Here is a 17,873-nt window from a genome sequence, read left to right as displayed (position 1 = left end):
GATCATTCAGAGGTCCTCTCAGAATCGATTTCCGCACACCACACAAGAGTCCGTTTGTACTCATGTGCGATTCCCCTGCCCCTTGCGGGGGAGATGCCCGGCAGGGCAGAGGGGGGTGCTGTCCCGCTATGCGATCGAGTAAGCGGCTGGAGTACCGATGACACTTGAACTGAGTGCGCACGACCGATCCATGCTCGACGGCGAGCAAGGCCCGTCCGCAGCCGCTGCCATGAAAATCCTGGTCGCTTTTTCCAATGCGATCGGGGCAGGCAGTTTGCTCGACATTGCCGGCGCCCATATCGATGGCTGTCTCTACCACGGCAAGGCCGGTCTCGATTTCGTGGAACGGCTGGTTGAGGGCGGCGGCTGCGTCCAGGTGCCGACGACATTGAACGTCGGTTCGTTCGACCTCATCCATCCCGGCATGGTGAAGATGCCAGCGGCGGAAGAGGTGCCTGCGCGACGGTTGATGAAGGCGCATCTGGAGCTCGGTTGCCAGGCGACATTTACTTGCGCGCCCTATCAAACGCGGTTCCGGCCAGCCTTCGGCCAGCAGATCGCCTGGGGCGAATCCAACGCCATCGTCTTTGCCAATTCGGTGATCGGCGCGCGCACCAACCGCTATGGCGATTTCATCGATCTGTGCTGTGCCATGAGCGGGCGCGCGCCGGCCTGGGGGCTGCATTTGAGCGAGAACCGGCGCGGCCGAATCCTGTTCGAGCTGGCAATTGCTGACCTGGAGCCGAGCGACAGTCTGTTCGTCGGCATCGGGCTGGTGATCGGGCAAGCGAGTGGCGACCGCATTCCGGTGATTGCAGGCCTGCCGCAGCCGCGCGACGAGGATCAGCTGAAGGCGCTGGGTGCGGCGGCGGCAACGACCGGAGCGGTGGCGCTGTTCCATGCGGTCGGCGTCACGCCGGAAGCCAGCACGCTCGACGAGGCCTTCCACGGTCATGTGCCAGAGGAGACGATCCGCATCACCCGTACCGATATCGACCATGCGCTGGCCAAGTTGTCTGGAGTGCCCGATGGTGCGCCGCTGGCGGCAGTATCGCTCGGCACGCCGCATTTTTCGCATGAGGAATGGATGCGGCTGTTGCCGCTGCTGCGAGAGATCGCGCCAGGCAGGCGCATCCCGATCTATGTCAACTCCGGCCGCGCGACGCTGACGCGATTGCAGGAGGAGGGAGCGCTTGATGGCATGGAGGCGTTCGGCCTGATCCCGGTCGCCGATACCTGCACCTATGTCACTGCGATCCTCGAACGTCTCGACGGCGTGGTGATGACCAATTCCGGCAAATGGGCACATTATGCGCCCGGCAATATCGGCGTGTCCGTGGCCTTCGCCGAGATGAAGGATTGCATCCGCTCCGCAGCGGTTGGGCATGTCGTGCGGGGCGCCTCATGACGCGACCGGTGGAACGAACCGGTACCTTCCAATTGGCGGGCGCGGCCGAGGGTCAGGCGCTGGTGTTTTCGCAGCCGCTCAGCTTCTGGGGCGGCATCGATGCCGTAACCGGCGACATAATGGACCATTCGCATCCGGGCCTAGGCCAGAATGTCGCCGGCAAGATCCTGGTCATGCCGAGCGGGCGCGGGTCGTCGTCTTCGTCTTCGGTGCTAGCCGAAGCGATCCGTCTGGGAACGGCACCGGCCGGCATTCTCCTGGAACGCCCGGACCCGATCCTGGCGGTCGGCGCCATCGTCGCCGAATTCCTCTACAATATTCGCATGCCGCTGGTGGTGTGCGACATTGCCGGCATAACCTCAGGCGACAGGATTACCATCGCTATCGGGACGGATGGCCCGGCGATCGTCAGCGTTCACCCCGCCATCAATCCCGCGGCGCCACGCCGCCAGTAGGCAGCGGCCAGCGTCTCATCGCGGCCGAGTCCCAGTGTGCCGCGCCAGTGCTCGCGAACGATCTTGGCGGCGGTCGCTTCCGCCGCGAACCAGCCGAAGGCCGAGCCGCCCTGCGGCCACGCCGCGGAGCGCACGGCCTCGGTCAGCAGTCTGTCTTCACCCGCCGGCACGCCGTCCCGTGTCAGCCAATGCAACTCGATGCCCGTGGCGTTGGCGATCTCCTGCCTTTCGCCATCATTAGCGATTTCGACAAAGGCGACGCCCTTTGTTTCGGCTGGCAGCGTTTCCAGCAGTCGCGCCAGCGCCGGCAGCCCGGTTTCATCGGCACCCATCACATACCATTCTGCTTGCCGCACCGGACGGCCGACTGGCCCCATGATGCCGATTTTCATGCCTGATACCGCCTGCATGGCCCAGCTCGAGCCAACGCTCTCGCCGGGATGGATTAGGAAGTCGACATCGATCACGCCCTTGGCCACGTCGAGCGCGCGGATGGTGTAGACGCGCGCCACCGGCCGCCGGTCATCGGCGGGCCAGACCGGCAAGCCATTGCCGCCGAGCACCGGCCACAGCGGAGCGGGCACCTCCCTGGTCGGAAACAGCATACGGATATGCATGCCGCCGAATTTGGCGAAGCGGCCGAGATTCTCGCCGGCCAGACGGATGCGGCGCATATGTGGGGTCAGGTCGCGTACGTCCGTCACCACCACTTCGCGGAACTGGGCGAGGCTGGTCTCATTGGCGAGATCGCCGGTCCAGACGATCTCGGGATTTTCGTCCCTGGCATAGACCTGGATCGCGGTGGCCAGCAGGTCCTTGATGCGGGCCAACCCGTCGCGGTCGGCGGCATTGGCCCGCATCACCAGCCGTTCCACGTCGATAGAGGCGTCGCCGAAGGCGAAGCGGAAATCGATGCGCTGGCCGTGTTGTGAAGCATCGGCCTCGAAGCTCTGCAGCCTGTCGCTGATGCGGTCCATGTAGGCGGGCAGGTGCCGCAGGTCGAGGCGGGCCTCGCAGGTCAGTTCGCTTGCAGATGCTTCGCTCATTCTCAGCCTCCGATCCTGCCAGTGAGAGCTACCTTGAAGGTGCGGCCCTTGCCTTGTTCGGTTGCGGCCGTGGTCGACCATGCGCTTTGCGGGTCGGTATAGGCGGTGTTGAAGAGATTATCGACGCCGAAATCGAGCCGTGCGTTGTCGTTGACGCGCCAGTTGGCGAAGACGTTGACCAGATCGAAGCCGTCGTCGACGATCGGCACGGCGTTAGGATTGGTGCGGCTGGTGCGGGTGATCTTGCCGACGCTGAGATATTGCGCGCCGACGGTGAGCTGGTCCTCCAGCATGCGGAAGCCGATGGTGGCCGAGAAGCGGTCAAGCGGCGTGTTGTTCAGCGCCTGGCCGGAATAGACGCCGCTGACGACCTTGGCGTCGATCAGCGCACCGGCAAGGTTCACAAAGCCCCAGTTGTAGTCATAGACCATCTCGGCCTCGACGCCCTTGAGGCGGGCGTCGCCGATGTTGATCGCCGTGCGCGGCAGGACGGTGAGGTCAACGTCGATGTAGTCTTCGACGGCGGTGTGGAAGACGTTGAGCTTGGCGCGCAGCCGGTCGCCCGCCGCCAGCAAATCGTCATATTTCACGTTGATGCCGGCCTCCCAGTTCTTCGCCGTCTCGGGCTGCAGCAGAAGATTGGGCCGGTATGTATCACCGCCGCCATGGGCGCCGCCGCCGCGGAAGACATCCTGCAGACCCGGCGCCCGGTAACCTTCGGAATAGGTGCCGTAGAGCTGGAAACCGTCGAACGGAGTGACGCCGACGGTGAGACGCGGGGACCAGCGGTCGCCGGAGATCGAGGCTTCCTGCGGCGACGGGATGCGCGTTTCGCCATCGAGTTGGTAGCCGTCATAGCGCATGGCCGCGATCACCTGCAGCCAGTTCTGATAGTCGCCCTGCCATTGCAGGAAGCCGCCATAGCCCTGCTGCTCGCCAGCGCCGAAATGCGCCGCTTCCGACGATGCTTCGAGATAGTAATAATCGAGCCCGTAGGTCAGTGTGTGGGCAAGCCCCCAGGCGCCGAAGCGCGAGGAGTTCCTCACATTGAAGCCTGTCGTGGCGACGTCGTAGAAGCGGAAGTTGCCGATCGCCGAGGTGGGCCAGACCTGCGTCTGCTCGGCGCGGGTGCGGTTGTGGTAGGCATTGGCACTGAAGTCGATCAGGTTGTTGTCCTCAGGCTTCCAGGTGTAGGCAGCTGTGTAGGTCTGGTTGGTGGTGTTGGTGTCGTAGCGGCTCAGCGTCGGCGAGGTCGAGCCGCTCGATCCGGTGATCTGGTCGTTGTAGCGCTGCAGGATGGCGCCGAGCTTCAGCTCGTGGCCATCGGCCGGCCGCAGTGTCGTCTTCAGATAACCGCTGGTCACCCGCTCGCCGGTCCATGGCACGGCGTCGCCATTGCCGTCGGTGTAGCTGTCGCGGTCACGGTATATGAGATTGCCGATGATGTCGGCGTCGTCGCTGAAGCGGTAAGCGCCGGTGGTGCTGGTGGTGAAGCCGTCACCATTGTCCTCGTAGCCGAGCTTTTCGCTCAGCGCCCAGCGCTCGTCCTTCTTGAGGAAGTCGCCGGCGTCCTTGGTCTCGAAGGAGACGACGCCGCCGATGCCGCCCGAGCCATAGGCGTTGGAGACCGGGCCGCGAATGACCGTGGCTTCCTTGATCAGGTCCGGCTCGACATAGAACGAGCCCGAACCATGGCCGACTCGCCAGTAATCCTGGCGGGCGCCGTCGAGCGTGACGACGACGCGGCCATACTGTTCCAGGCCGCGAATGTTGATGGCAGTGGCCGGGTCGTCGCCGTTCATCGAGGCGGCGACCCCGGGCGTGGTGCGGAAGATATCGGCGGCGGTGTCGGGCTGGATGCGGTCGAGCTCGTCCTGATCGATGGCGCTGATGGCAGCCATCGATTCGATGACCGCCGTCTTGATCATCGTCGCCGAGATTGTGATCACGTCGAGCATCGTCGCTGGCTGGTTCTGCGCGACACTAGCCGGCGCAAGGCGGCCAGTCTTGGCGGCGACCTTCTTCTCCTGGTCCTGCTCCTGCGCGCTGGCAAGAGGCACGGCGCAGAGGCCGAGAACGAAGGCGAGCGTGGTACTCGCCATCAAGGTCGTATTTGTTGTCGTTGTCATGCAGCCCCCAAGCAAAAGCAAAACTGCTGGCGGTGGCTGAACGGCCTTGGCTGGCGTGATTGAAATCCCTCGACCAGGCAGTCAAGGCATGGGTCACATATTAAAACATGATGACATGAGTCAACTTTAAATTTATAGCCGACCATTATCGAGAAGCATCTGGCACGGGAGCAGCGGCATGATCGGCAGGGCGGGCGAGGGCAGGAGGATCGGGTGGTTGCAACCGGGCAGGCTCGCGGCGGTGCTGCTTCTGGCGCTGTCGGTGCCAGCGCCTTCCTGCGGCTTCAAGGCGCTGGCCGCCGAGACCGTTGTCGATGCGCTGGGGCGAACTGTCGTGCCGGGCGCGGGGACCCGGATCGTGACGCTCGGCTCCGATGTCACCGAGATTGTCCATGCGCTCGGCGCAGGCGAGCGGATCGTCGGTGTCGATCGTGGCAGCAAGTACCCGCCATCCGTGACCGGGAAGCCCAATGTCGGCTATCGCCGACAGCTTTCGGTCGAGGGGCTGGCGAGCTTGCGTCCCGATCTGATCCTGACGGCCGAGGACAGCGGGCCGCCGGAGGCGGTCGAGGTGTTGAAGTCGTTGGCGATCCCGGTCGTCTTTGTCCCGCAGGACAACACCCCGCAAGGCGTTGAGCGCAAGATCACGCTGGTTGCCGCCAGTCTTGGGCTTGAGGACAAGGGCAAGGTGGTTTCCGCCGAGGTGCTCACCGCCTTTCAGGCTGCCGCCGATCTGGCGGCGAAGATCCCGCCGGAGCGGCGCAAGAAGGTGGTGTTCTTCCATGGTCTCGTGAAGTTGAGTGCCGCCGGCGCCGGCACCTCGGCTGACGCCATCATCCGCTATGCCGGTGGCCTCAACCCGATGGACGTCGTGCAGGGCTACAAGCCGGCATCGGAGGAAAAGCTGATCGAGATGGCGCCGGATGTGAACCTGATGATGAGCGACGGCAAGGGCGGTCCCACGCCCGAGCAGGTGTTCGGCAACCGTGCGCTGGCGGCAACGCCGGCGGCGGCCAACAAGGCGCTGGTCGTGCTCGACGGCGCCTACATGATCGGGTTTGGCCCGCGCACATCAGATGCGATCCGCAACCTGGCGAAGGCACTCTATCCCAAGGGATAATGATGCCCCGATGGTCGCAGAAGGCTCGCCTGCGATGGCATCCTCTCGCGGGCGGCCCTGCAGCCTACGATAAAACCTTGTCCGTGCGGATTTCTTCAGATCGGCTCTTGCTCGAACAAACGTGCCGGCTCGGCCCGAAACATTGGCACGATATTCTAAGCCGCGCGGTTGACCGCGAATGCGCTCTCCAGCCTATAATTATACTAAATTCATAGACTAACTGCGAGCGCTCAAACGCTCGCGTGTTGGCTTTGTGAAACCGGCTGCATAAAAGGGAGCGTGTCGATGCCGAAGACAGAATCCAACCCGATCGAGCTTGGCACCAGGGCCGCCGATTTCCTATTGCCTGACGCGCAAGGCGTGCTGCACCGGCTCACCGATTTCGATGCCAAGCCGGCCTTGCTTGTCGCCTTCATCTCCAACCGCTGCCCGTTCGTCGTGCTGATCCGCGAGCAGCTTGCCGCCTTTGCCAGGGACTATGCGAACAAGGGGTTGCAGGTGGTGGCGATCAACGCCAACGACCATGAGGCGCATCCCGAGGAGACGCTTGCCCGCATCGGCGAGGAGGCTGAAAAATTCGGCTATTCCTTCCCCTACCTCAAGGACGCTTCCCAGCAGACGGCCAAGGCCTATGGCGCGGCTTGCACGCCCGACTTCTTCCTGTTCGATGCCGACCGGCGGCTCGCCTATCACGGCCAGTTCGACGATGCGCGGCCGGGCAATGGCAAACCGGTCACCGGTGCTGATCTGCGCGCGGCGGTGGATACGGTGCTGGAGGGCGGCAAGCCCGCGTCAAGCCAAGTGCCATCGATCGGCTGCAACATCAAATGGAGCGCTGGCAACGAGCCGGTGTGGTTCGCAAGCGCCGCTCGCGCCGCTTAGCAATATCGCCCTGTAGCGAACTCAGTCACCGAGCATCCATGCCCAAGCCGCAAAAATCCGCTTCCGACAGCTTGCTGCTCCAGGCCGACGTCCTGGTGTTGGGCGGCGGTCCGTCGGCTGCCTGGGCGGCTGTCGGCGCGGCCGAAAACGGCGCCAAGGTGGTGCTGGCCGACAAGGGCTATCTCGGCACCAGCGGCGCCACCGCGCCGTCCAACACCGGCACCTGGTGCGTGCCGCCGGGCGACAACAGGCATGCCGTCGTCGAGCGGCGCTGGCAGCGCACCGGCGAACTCGCCGACCCGCGCTGGATGTTGCGCTGCGTCGACACCGCCTACCGCAATCTGCTCAGGCTGTCCGAATGGGGCTATCCGTTTCCGAGCGAGGATGACGGACGCCTCTACATCGCCAATCTGCGCGGCCCGGACTACATGCGCTTCATGCGCCGCCGGGTGCTCCTGGCCGGCGTCACTGTGCTCGACCACCATCCCGCGCTCGAACTTCTGTCCGATGGCGATGCCATCGTCGGCGCCGCCGGTGTCTCCAGGCAGGCCGGTCACGACTGGCGCGTCGACGCCAACGCCGTGGTGCTGGCGACCGGCGGCTGCGCCTTCCGCGAGCGCATTCTCGGCGCGACCGGGCTGACCGGCGACGGCTATCTGATGGCGGCGGAAGCCGGCGCCAGCCTGTCGGGCATGGAGTTCACCGGCAAGTACACGCTGGCGCCCTATGGTTCCTCGCTGAACAAGGGGCTGCCGTTCCGCTGGGCTTCGTTCCATCGTGAGGATGGCTCGCCGATCCTCGGGCCAACCGGCGAGCCGTTGCGCAACGGCATCGGCGACCGCGAGGAGGAAGTGGCGCGCGCGCTGATCGACGGCCCTGTCTATGCGCGGATCGATCAGGCCGAACCGGCGTTGCAAGGCTGGTTGCGCCAGGGCCAGCCGAATTGCTTCGTGCCCTATGACCGCGCCGGCATCGATCCGTTCAGCGAGCTGTTCCGCATCACCTTGCGCGCCGAAGGCACGGTGCGCGGCACGGGCGGCATCGATATCGTCTCCGACGACTGCGCCACCGGCGTGCCCGGCCTCTACGTTGCCGGCGATGCCGCCAGCCGAGAGATCATGACCGGGGCTGTTTCGGGCGGCGGCGCCGTCAATTCGTCCTGGGCGCTGGCCAGCGGCTGGTGGGCCGGCAAGGGCGCCTCTACCCATGCCAAGCGTCGAAACGGTAAGGCGTTTCGCAGTGCTGCGCAGTCGCTCGGCCAGGCTGGGTTGCGCCCGGCGGCAACGGCGCACGCCGACATATCGTCCGGCGAAATCATCGAGGCGGTGCGTAGCGAAGTCACGCCGCTCGACAAGAATTTCTTCCGCTCTGGCGAGGGCCTGGAGAAAAGCAGCGAGAGGCTGGAGAGTGTCTGGCGCGACGTACGCGACCATCTGCAGGGCGAGGGGGTGGATCGAGTCCGCACCCGCGAGGCGGCATCGATTGCTGCAGCCGGGCGCTGGTCGGTGGCCGCCGCACTGCACCGCACCGAGAGCCGCGGCATGCATCGCCGTACCGACCTGCCCGGCAAGAGCCCGGCCTTCGCGCACCGGCTGGTGATCACGGGGGTCGATGAGTTCCGCATTGCAGGCGCGCCCGAGCGGCTGGCGGAGCTGGCGTCATGATCGAGATCGTCTCGGCCACGCGCTGCGTCGAATGCGACATCTGCGTCAAGGTCTGCCCGGCCAACGTCTTCGACGCGACCGAGAACGGCGTGCCGGTGATCGCGCGCCAGAACGACTGCCAGACCTGCTTCCTCTGCGAGATCTATTGCCCGACCGACGCGCTTTATGTCGCCGAATTCGCCGAAGGGCCGACCGGCATCACCGAGTCAGAGGCCGACGCACGCCAGCTGTTCGGCTCCTATGCCCGCGCGCTCGGCTGGAAGCGCGGCAAGGCCGGCGGCGCGGAATTCGACCCGACGCACCGCATCCGCGTGGCGCAGTGAACCGATCGGAGACAGATATGAATCGCATCATCGTCAGCGATATCAGCAAGACCTTCCAGCTCAAGCCGGGGCAGTTCGTCACCGTCGACGGCGAGGCGACGGACCGCGTCACCGTGCTCGATGGCGTCGATCTTTCCATCCGCAAGGGCGAGTTCATCACGCTGGTCGGACCCAGCGGGTCGGGCAAGTCCGTGCTGCTCGACATTATCGGCGGGCTGACGCAGGCGACCGGTGGCGACGTCCAGCTCGACGGCAGGCGGATCACAAGGCCCGATCCCAAGACCGGCTATGTCTTCCAGCAATATGCATTGTTTCCCTGGCGCACGGCGCTCGCCAACATCGAATATGCACTGGAAGTGCGCGGCGTCGCCAAGGCCGAGCGCACCGCCACCGCCCGCCATCTGTTGGCGCTGTTCGGCCTTGCCGGTTTCGAGGACCGTTTTCCTAACCAGCTTTCCGGCGGCATGCAGCAGCGCGTCGCGATCGCGCGTGCGCTGGCCAGCAATCCGGAAGTGCTGCTGATGGACGAGCCGTTCGCGGCGCTCGACCAGCAGACGCGCGAACTCCTGCAAGGAGAGCTGCTGCGGATCTGGGGCAAGATCAAGACGACGGTGATCTTCGTCACCCACTCGATCGACGAGGCGATCTTCCTTGCCGACCGCGTGGTGGTGATGACCGCGCGGCCGGGCACAGTGAAAGAGATCATCGACATCGACCTGCCCCGGCCGCGCGACGGCGACATCCGCGCCAGCGCTGAATTCAACACCTATCGCGCCCGCGTCTGGGACGTGCTGCGCGACGAGGTCAACAAGGCGCAGAAGGACTGGACCCTGTCGCCAGCCTTCAGTCACTGAGGAGCTGGACCCATGGCCTATCTGACCGAAAAGTTTGGCACTGCTGGAGCCCTTGATCTGTTTGCCGGAGCTGGCGAAACGGTGGCCGCCGCCAGAGTCCCCGCCATCAAGGCTCACAGCGCCAAAGTCCGGCGCAAGAAAGCGAGCCACGGCACCTTTGTCTACGGCCTGCCGCTGCTCGGCCTGTTCTTCCTGCTGTGGGAGATCGCGCCACGGCTTGGCTGGCTGAACCGTATCTTCTTTCCGCCGCTGAGTGAGGTGCTGGTCGCCTGGTGGGCCTTGCTCGCCTCGGGCGTGCTGGTAGAGCACATCGGCATCAGCCTGCAGCGCGCGGCGATCGGTTTCGCTCTCGGCGTGGTTGTCGCCATTCCGCTCGGCCTGTTGATGGGGCGCTATTCGCTGTTCGAGAAGGTCAGCGATCTCCTGGTGCAGACGCTGCGCAACACCTCGCAATTCGCGCTGCTGCCGGTGTTCATTCTTTTGCTCGGCATAGGCGAGGAATCGAAGGTGGCGATCACCTTTTACTCCTCGGTTTTCTTCCTCCTCGTCAACACGATCAGCGGCGTCAAGTCGGTCGATCCGCTACTGATCAAGGCGGCGCGCTCGATGGGTACATCCGATTTCGATCTGTTCCGGAAGGTCATCCTGCCGGCCAGCATTCCCTCGATCGTCGCCGGCGCTCGGCTGGCGGTGAAATCCTCGCTGTTCGCGGTGATCGGCGCCGAGATGCTGGCGGCCAAATCCGGCCTCGGTTTCCTCATCCAGAACTCGCAGCTGATGATGGAAACTGCCGACATGTACGCAGGCATCCTGACGCTCACCATCATCGGCCTGACCGTCAACTACCTGCTCGTCTGGTTCGAACGTTGGGCGACCGCCTGGAAGAGCCAGTCCGAGACTTCGCTCATTTAAGCCTCTCATTCATCCCAATCAGGAAGGATTTTTCCATGTCCAGCATCTCGTTCGATGGATTTCGCAGGCTGCTCCTGAAGGGCGCCATTGCCGTCGCCATCGGCCTTGGCGGCATGCCTGCCTTTGCGCAGGACAAGCCCGATGTCATCCGCATCGGCAGCACGGCTCCCGGGCACCTCAAATTCATTCTCGCCCAGAAGGACGGCTGGTGGGAGAAGGAATTCGCCAAGGACGGCATTAAGGTGGAACTGGTGACCTTCAATGGCGGCTCGGAGGCGACGACGGCGCTGGCCACCGGCGCGATCGAGTTCACCTACACCGGCAATAATCCGGCGCTGCGCGTCGCGGCGTCCGGTGCCGACGTCAAGCTGATCGGTGTGTCGAGCTACGTGAAGGCAGGCGGCTCTTACATCATCGTCAAAGCCGACTCGCCGCTGAAGACGCTGCAGGATCTCAAGGGCAAGAAGGTCGCCTATCTCACCGGCACGGTGCGGCATTCGAATTTCAGCAAGGCGCTGAACAGCGTCGGCCTGAGCATCAATGACGTCGAAGGGCTGAACCTGCCTTTCGAGGCGTCCGGTCCGGCGTTGCTGCGCGGCGATATCGACGCCATTGTCGAGACGGATTCGACGGCGGCCAAGCTGGTCGACACCGGCGAGGCGCGCGTACTGTTCGACACCGGCACGCATCCGGAATGGAGCGTGCCGAACGTCATCTCGGTCAACGGCGCCTTCGCGGCAAAGTACCCCGATCTGGTCAAGCGGCTGCTCAAGGTCGATATCGAGATTTCGCGCTGGGCCGACGCGCACCCCGACACGACGATCAAGACCTTTGTCGAGGCGACCAAGTCGTCGGAAAAATCCGTCCGCAAGACCTATGCCGACGGCGTGTTCCACCAGGACCCGAAGCTCACCGACGATGCGATCGCCGCCTTGCAGGGCGAGGAGAAGTTCATGGCGAGCGCCGGGCTCCTGAAGGGTTCGATCGACTACGGCAAATGGGTGGACAAGAGCTTTGTCGATGCCGCTGGCGCGGAAATCGCCGCCGTTCAGTAGACCGGAAACATCGAGCGGGGCGGCGCCCTGTAGCGCCGCGCCCTCCCTCGCTTTCTCCGTCAGATCTCCGGGATGTTCTCCTTGAAGATCACCTGCAGCCTCGGCTGGTGCAGTTCATAGGGCAATCCCCTGACCGCATGGGTCAGAGTGTTGAGCGCTTCGCGGGCTTCGACTCGCGGATTCTGGTCGATGACCGCGTCGAGCGTGCCGTCGAGCAGAAGGTCCTTGGTGCCGTCCGTCACCTCATGACCGAGGAAGACCATGGACTGAGCCCGGCCGCGCTCCTTGAGCGCGCGGGCGATGCCGGTGTTGCCGGCGCCGACATTGTAGATCGCGGCAAGGTCGGGGTGCCGCTCCAGCAGGGCGGACGCTTCCGAATAGGCCTTTTCGCGGTCGTCGAGCATTTCACGCATCTCGACGATCTGCAGATTGGGCGATTCCTCCGCCAGGATATGGCGGAACCCCATCTCGCGCTCTTCGTGGCCGCGATAGGAAAGCGAGCCGGCGAACAGCGCCACCTTGCCAGGACGCCCTGATCCCATGAAGCGGTTGAGCAGATAGCCGGCCAGCCGCCCGGCGGCACGATTGTCGATGCCGATATAGGCGACCCTCGGCACATGCAGAATGTCGGAGGCGATGGTGACCACCTTGATGTCGTTGGCCGACAGCGAGCGGATCGCTTCGCGCACCGTCGGATGGTCGAGCGCGATGACACCGACGCCTTGCGTCTGTCCTCGCAGTTCCTGCAGCAGGCGGGCGAGACCGTCCGGGTTGAAACCTTCGATGGTGGCGATATGCACATCGAGGTCGGGCCGTGACTGCGCCTGCGCCTCGATCTGGCGGTGCAGCATCTTGATGAAGGAATTGGTGCCGGCGGGCAGCGCGAAATCGAGCCGGATGACATCACCGGGCAATGGCCGCGGCGGCGCTCCGTTCGGGCTTTCGGCGATGTAGCCAAGCCGCTGCGCCATTTCCAGCACGATTTCACGCGTGCGCGCACGCACGCCGGGGCGATTGTTGAGCACTCGGTCGACCGTGGCGGCCGAGACCCCGGCTTCCCGGGCTATGTCAGTCAGGGTGGACCGCACCGTCTTTCATCTCCTGCCTGCGTCGGATCGGCGGGCGACGGCTTCCCTGCCATCCGCGATTCTGATGGGAAATGATGTATCCGCCCTTGGCCGATGTGCAAGCCGCTGGGCTAAATCAAATGATCCGGCCGGGCTATGCGGGGGCGGGAAGAGGCGTTTTCCCTCAAATCGAGGCATCAGGAGTGACGTATGGATCCCGGTTTCGCGCATTTCCTCGCCCTACTTGCAATGTTGTGAGGTCTTTTGATTATTTATGATGTTGACAGGCTTCCCGTGCTGCCGTCAATATCCCTCATAGGGTCGTGGAGGAAACGTGACCCTGAGGGAGGAGTTTCAATGTCTGACTTGATCCGCATCTCGCGGCGTCGCTTGCTGACGTCCGGAGGAAAGGCGGCCGTGATCATGGCCGCCACTGGCATTGCGCCGCAATTCATTCGTCCCGGCCGAGCCTATGCGGCCGACGCGCTGGCGCCAGGCATGATCGGCGGCCCGACGGGCTTCGATGGTGCCGAGCGCTATCAGTATGGCGCCGACACGCCGGAAGGCCGCGCCATCGAGGCGGCCAAGGCGCTGAAGGGCGCCGGCAAAGCGCCGGCCAAGATCGTGCTCGGCCTGTCGGATGGCTCGATCGGCCAGCTCACACAGCCGTTCCCGGCCGGCGCGCCGTCGATCAAGGACCTGTGGGAAAAGGAGACCGGCATCCCGATCGAAATCGTCGGTCTGCCGAACGGCCAGGAATTCACCAAGACGATGCAGGACATCTCCACCAAGGGTGGGGCCTACGACATCTACTCGACCGAGTGGAACCGTCTCGGCGATCTCGCCGAAACCGGCGGCATCGCCAAGCTCGACGACTTCGTCGCGCAGCACAAGCCCGAATGGGACGATCCGGTGACCGGCTATGTCAACGGCGCCAAGGGCGTGTCGCTGCTCAACAAATATCGCGGCTCGAACTATGGCGTGTCGCTGGACGGCGACTTCCAGACCTGGGTTTACCGCAGCGATCTGTTCGGCGACGAAGCCGAGAAGAAGGCCTTCAAGGACAAATACGGCTACGATCTGGCGCCGCCGAAGACCTGGAAACAGCACGGCGACATCGCTGCGTTCTTCCAACGCCCGGACAAGGGACTGTTCGGCTCGACCGACCTGCGCAACCAGGGCTGGGGCTACACCAACTGGTATCAGCGCTATGTCTCGATGGCCTCGCCCAACCAGTTCCTGTTTGGCGACGACGGCAAGCCGATGATCAATTCCGAGCAAGGCATTGCCGCCACCAACGAATATGTCGCGTCGCTCGCGCATCATTCGCCGGATGCGATCTCCTGGGGCTGGCCGGAGCAGTACGGCAATTTCGCCAAGGGCGGCGCGGCGATGACCTGCGCCTTCTCCAACCTGCCGAAATTCCTCGACAATGCCGGCAACAAGGACTCGGCTGTCACGGGCAAGATCGGCTCGATGCTGCCGCCCGGCCGCGAGATCGACGGCAAGCTGATCAGCCGTTCCGTGCTGTGGTTCTCGTTGACCGGCATGGTCTCGTCGCAGTCGAAAAACCAGGAGGTCGCCTATCTCCTGCTGCAATGGCTGGGTTCCGCCCGCATCTACGCCTGGATGAGCGCCAACCCCGGTGGTTATCTGGACCCGTTCCGGCTGTCGGATTTCTCCGATCCGCTGGTGCGCCAGACCTATCACGCCTACCACATGGACGTGGTGCGCGAGACGGTGGCACGCACCGTGCCGACCATCAACTATCCCGGCGCAACCGCCTTCCACAATGCGCTCGACGAGAACCTCATGGCGGCGCTGACCAAGGCAAAGACATCAGAGCAGGCGATGGCCGATACCGAGGCCGAGTGGAAGAAGATCGCCCGGCGCACCGGCGAGGACAAATTGCTCGAAGCCATCAAGACCAACAAGGAGGCCTGGCCGACAGTTCTCGATCCAATCGTCTGATCCTTCTCCCTGGATCACACCGAAGGAGGGGAGGAGCTTGCTTCTCCCCTCCGCCCACAACGCCACCAGCAAAGCCGCCAGATGAAGCGTTCGATTCCTTTCGAGATATTCCGCTACGCCGCGATCTTCGCAGCCATGGCGGTGACGCTGGTGCCAATCCTGTGGATGGTATCGATGGCGTTCAAGCCGATCGCGGAATGGTCAGCGACCGGTGCCGACCTGACATGGTGGCCGAAGAACCCGACGCTCAGCAATTTCCGTTTCGTCTTCGGCGAGTCGACCAACAATCTGATCGTCGCGCTCGACCGTACCGCACTGAAGCCGATCCTCTCATCGCTGCTGTCGGCGGTTTTCGGCACGGTGATCGCCATGTCGGCGGGTACTGCCGCGGCTTATGGACTGTCGCGTTTCGGCTCCGGCCAGAACCTGCCGCTGGCGTTGATCCAGCTCAGGCTGTTTCCGCCGATGGCGGTCATGATCCCGGTGATGATCATGTGGGCCTTTCTCAACTTCACCGACAGCTGGTGGGGGCTGGCGCTGATCTACGGCATCGTCACCTTGCCCTTCGCCTTCTGGCTGATGAAGACTTTCTTCGACGACATGCCGCGCGAGATCGAAGAGGCGGCGCTTGTCGAAGGCTGTTCGCGGCTGCGCGTCTTCACCCGCATCACGCTGCCGATGATGCGCGCGCCGCTGGCCAGTGCAGCGCTCTTCGTCTTCATCCTCAACTGGTCGGATTATCTGATCGCGCTGCTTCTGACGACGCGCGAATGGGTGACGATCCCGGTCTACATGGCTTCGCTGTCGTCCTCGATGACCGGGCAGCTCTATGGCGCCAAGGCAGCGCTCGGCCTGATCGCTGCCGTGCCGCCGGTCATCATGGGCATCGCCATCCAGCGCCATCTGGTGCGCGGGCTGACTTTCGGGGCACTCAAGCAATGAGCGCGGTGACTGCCATGATTTCAGGGGACAAGATGAATGCCGTCGGAGCAAGGCCGGTTTCGCGCGACGACGGCGCAAGGCTGGGTTTCCGGCTGACGCTGCCGGCGCAAATCCTGGTGCTGTTCATCTCGGCCTTCCCGCTGTTGATGCAACTGTACATCAGCGTGACTGATTGGTCGCCGCTCTCAGGCCTTGGCTGGTGGAACGCCTGGTCGCTGTGGAACAGCTTTGCCAACTACACCGACCTTGCCGCCGATGCGCGCTTCTGGAGCGCGCTGAAGCGCACGGCCATCGTCATGATCGTCTGCGTGCCGGCGGAGTTCCTGCTGGGGCTGGCGCTGGCGACGCTGTTTGCCGACGATTTTCCGGGCAAGCGCATATTCTACTCGGTCCTGCTGATGCCGATGATGGTGGTGCCGGCGGTGGCCGGCTACATGTTCTTCATGCTGTTCCAGTCGGGTGGTCCGGTGAACGACATATTGTCGGCGCTCACCGGCTCGACTGTCACCATCGCCTGGCTGTCGGATCCGACCTTGGCGCTGATCGCGGTCATGGTCGCCGACATCTGGCAGTGGACGCCGCTGATGTTCCTCATCCTGCTCGCCGGCCTGGTCGGCGTGCCGGAGGACCAGATCAAGGCGGCGACGCTGCTCGGCGCCAATCCGTGGCAACGCTTCGTCACCATCGTGCTGCCGAAGATGAAGACGATCATCATCATCGCGCTGGCGATCAGGGTGATCGAGAACTTCAAGATCTTCGATACGCTCTACATCATGACCGGCGGCGGTCCCGGCGTCGCCACCGAGACCATATCCGTCTACATCTACAAGCTCACCACGCAGGATCTGATCTGGGGTTATGTGGCGGCGATCGCGCTGGCCATATTGATCGTGCTCTCGATCGTCGCGGTGTTCGCCATGAAGCGCATGGCGCGGGCACGCGAGGTGACGGCATGAGCGCGATCCACCTGCAGAACCTGGTCAAGAAATTCGGCGACTTCACCGCGCTGAAGACGATGGACCTGGCAATATCAGACGGCGAGTTCATGGCGCTGCTCGGGCCGTCGGGCTGCGGCAAATCAACGACGATGAACATGATCGCTGGCATGGAGGAACCGACCGGCGGCAAGATCCTGTTTGGCGAGCGCGACATGGCCGGCGTGCCGATGGGGCGGCGGGGCGTCGGCTTCGTATTCCAGAACTATGCCATCTTCACCCATATGACGGTGCGCCAGAACCTCGCCTACGGGCCGAAGATGCACGGCACAGCGAAAGCCGAGATCGACCGCCGTGTTGGTGCGATCGCCGAAATGCTGCAGCTGGCACCGCTGCTCGACCGCAAGGCCGACCGGCTGTCGGTTAATATATTGCAGCGGGTGGCGATCGGCCGATCCGCAATCATGGAGCCGGCGATCTTCCTGCTCGACGAGCCGCTGTCCAATGTCGACGCCGCTTTCCGGGCTGTCATGCGCACCGAACTGAAGCAGCTGCAGCGTCAGTTCCGCCAGACCATGGTCTACGTCACCCACGATCAGCTCGAGGCGATGACCATGGCCGACCGCATCGCGGTCATGGATCATGGCGTGCTGCAGCAGGTCGGCACGCCGCTCGAGGTCTACAACGATCCGGCCAATGTCTTCGTCGCCCGCTTCATCGGCGCGCCGGGCATGAACCTGCTCAAGGGAAGACCCGCGGAAAGCGACCGCGGGCTGGTCATCGATCTCGGGCCGTTGGGCATCACCCCGCCGCTACCGAGTGATCTCGCGGTGGCTATGCGCGGCGCGCGCGGCGAAGTGCTTTACGGATTCCGGCCGGAACAGGCGACGCTGGTGGAGAATGGTCAGGGTCTCGCCATGCAGGTCACCTTCGTCGAACGGATCGGCGCGCGCACCATCGTTCACCTCGGGCAGAGCGAGGCTGCCGTAAAAACGGTGTTCGACAATGATGTCGGCCTGGCGATCGGCGACACCGCCATCGTCGCACCCACCGTGTCGTCGGTGCGCGTCTTCGACGCCGCTACCGGCCTTGCGATCAAGGCAGGTTGAG

The 17,873-nt window shown here is 63.9% G+C and carries 16 protein-coding genes; 13 read left to right on the top strand and 3 right to left on the bottom strand.

What is annotated here, in order from left to right; translation table 11 throughout:
- Positions 1 to 157: 157 nt before the first annotated feature.
- Both NKI73_RS26780 and NKI73_RS26775 read left to right on the top strand, forming a co-directional pair.
- Positions 158 to 1,408: an aconitase X gene (locus NKI73_RS26780; protein ID WP_352634101.1), complete on the top strand. Its 1,251-nt coding sequence runs from the start codon at positions 158 to 160 to the stop codon at positions 1,406 to 1,408.
- Positions 1,405 to 1,863: an aconitase X swivel domain-containing protein gene (locus NKI73_RS26775; RefSeq protein ID WP_352634099.1), complete on the top strand. Its 459-nt coding sequence runs from the start codon at positions 1,405 to 1,407 to the stop codon at positions 1,861 to 1,863. Before NKI73_RS26780 ends, NKI73_RS26775 begins: the two co-directional genes overlap by 4 nt.
- Here NKI73_RS26775 and NKI73_RS26770 read toward each other — a convergent pair.
- Entirely contained in the window at positions 1,824 to 2,909 is a 1,086-nt protein-coding gene (locus tag NKI73_RS26770; protein ID WP_352634097.1) for an SIP domain-containing protein, read from the bottom strand. The two genes, NKI73_RS26775 and NKI73_RS26770, sit on opposite strands and share 40 nt — an antisense overlap.
- 2 nt (positions 2,910 to 2,911) lie before the next feature.
- Positions 2,912 to 5,038 carry a TonB-dependent hemoglobin/transferrin/lactoferrin family receptor gene (locus tag NKI73_RS26765; protein ID WP_352634095.1) on the bottom strand — a complete coding sequence of 709 codons (2,127 nt, stop codon included), beginning with the start codon at positions 5,036 to 5,038 and terminating at the stop codon, positions 2,912 to 2,914.
- Positions 5,039 to 5,216: 178 nt separating this feature from the next.
- Here NKI73_RS26765 and NKI73_RS26760 point away from each other — a divergent pair, with 178 nt between their 5' ends.
- The 7 genes from NKI73_RS26760 to NKI73_RS26730 all read left to right on the top strand — a co-directional run bounded on the left by NKI73_RS26760 (position 5,217) and on the right by NKI73_RS26730 (position 11,848).
- Complete coding sequence (locus NKI73_RS26760; protein ID WP_352634094.1) at positions 5,217 to 6,158, top strand: heme/hemin ABC transporter substrate-binding protein; 942 nt, start codon at positions 5,217 to 5,219, stop codon at positions 6,156 to 6,158.
- Between the two features lie 285 nt (positions 6,159 to 6,443).
- Positions 6,444 to 7,040, top strand: a complete 597-nt coding sequence (locus NKI73_RS26755) for a thioredoxin family protein (protein ID WP_352634093.1) — start codon at positions 6,444 to 6,446, stop codon at positions 7,038 to 7,040.
- Between the two features lie 38 nt (positions 7,041 to 7,078).
- Positions 7,079 to 8,704 carry an FAD-binding protein gene (locus NKI73_RS26750; protein WP_352634092.1) on the top strand — a complete coding sequence of 542 codons (1,626 nt, stop codon included), beginning with the start codon at positions 7,079 to 7,081 and terminating at the stop codon, positions 8,702 to 8,704.
- Positions 8,701 to 9,027, top strand: coding sequence for a 4Fe-4S dicluster domain-containing protein (locus NKI73_RS26745; RefSeq protein ID WP_352634090.1), 327 nt, complete (start codon positions 8,701 to 8,703; stop codon positions 9,025 to 9,027). The genes NKI73_RS26750 and NKI73_RS26745 overlap by 4 nt, the downstream gene beginning before the upstream one ends.
- Before the next feature lie 17 nt (positions 9,028 to 9,044).
- Entirely contained in the window at positions 9,045 to 9,881 is an 837-nt protein-coding gene (locus NKI73_RS26740; RefSeq protein WP_352634088.1) for an ABC transporter ATP-binding protein, read from the top strand.
- Positions 9,882 to 9,893: 12 nt separating this feature from the next.
- Entirely contained in the window at positions 9,894 to 10,793 is a 900-nt protein-coding gene (locus tag NKI73_RS26735; RefSeq protein WP_352634086.1) for an ABC transporter permease, read from the top strand.
- Positions 10,794 to 10,828: 35 nt separating this feature from the next.
- Positions 10,829 to 11,848 (top strand): aliphatic sulfonate ABC transporter substrate-binding protein, encoded by a 1,020-nt coding sequence (locus NKI73_RS26730; RefSeq protein ID WP_352634084.1) that lies wholly within the window; start codon positions 10,829 to 10,831, stop codon positions 11,846 to 11,848.
- A gap of 59 nt (positions 11,849 to 11,907) precedes the next feature.
- Here NKI73_RS26730 and NKI73_RS26725 read toward each other — a convergent pair whose 3' ends face one another.
- Positions 11,908 to 12,936, bottom strand: coding sequence for a LacI family DNA-binding transcriptional regulator (locus NKI73_RS26725; protein ID WP_352634082.1), 1,029 nt, complete (start codon positions 12,934 to 12,936; stop codon positions 11,908 to 11,910).
- 336 nt (positions 12,937 to 13,272) lie between these two features.
- Between NKI73_RS26725 and NKI73_RS26720 the strand changes: the two genes are divergently transcribed.
- The 4 genes from NKI73_RS26720 (at position 13,273) to NKI73_RS26705 (ending at position 17,872) form a co-directional block, all read left to right on the top strand.
- Positions 13,273 to 14,886, top strand: a complete 1,614-nt coding sequence (locus tag NKI73_RS26720) for an extracellular solute-binding protein (RefSeq protein WP_352634081.1) — start codon at positions 13,273 to 13,275, stop codon at positions 14,884 to 14,886.
- 81 nt (positions 14,887 to 14,967) lie between these two features.
- Positions 14,968 to 15,828 (top strand): carbohydrate ABC transporter permease, encoded by an 861-nt coding sequence (locus NKI73_RS26715; RefSeq protein WP_352634079.1) that lies wholly within the window; start codon positions 14,968 to 14,970, stop codon positions 15,826 to 15,828.
- A complete protein-coding gene (locus tag NKI73_RS26710; RefSeq protein ID WP_352634078.1) occupies positions 15,825 to 16,784 on the top strand; it encodes a carbohydrate ABC transporter permease in 960 nt (319 codons plus the stop codon). The genes NKI73_RS26715 and NKI73_RS26710 overlap by 4 nt, the downstream gene beginning before the upstream one ends.
- Positions 16,781 to 17,872 (top strand): ABC transporter ATP-binding protein, encoded by a 1,092-nt coding sequence (locus tag NKI73_RS26705; protein WP_352634076.1) that lies wholly within the window; start codon positions 16,781 to 16,783, stop codon positions 17,870 to 17,872. Before NKI73_RS26710 ends, NKI73_RS26705 begins: the two co-directional genes overlap by 4 nt.
- Position 17,873: the final 1 nt, after the last annotated feature.

Origin of the sequence: Mesorhizobium sp. M0496 (assembly GCF_040321205.1) — a bacterium.
In the GTDB taxonomy this organism is placed as follows: domain Bacteria; phylum Pseudomonadota; class Alphaproteobacteria; order Rhizobiales; family Rhizobiaceae; genus Mesorhizobium.
The sequence above is the reverse complement of the archived record's forward strand: the minus strand, read 5'-3'. Positions and strand labels throughout refer to the sequence as shown.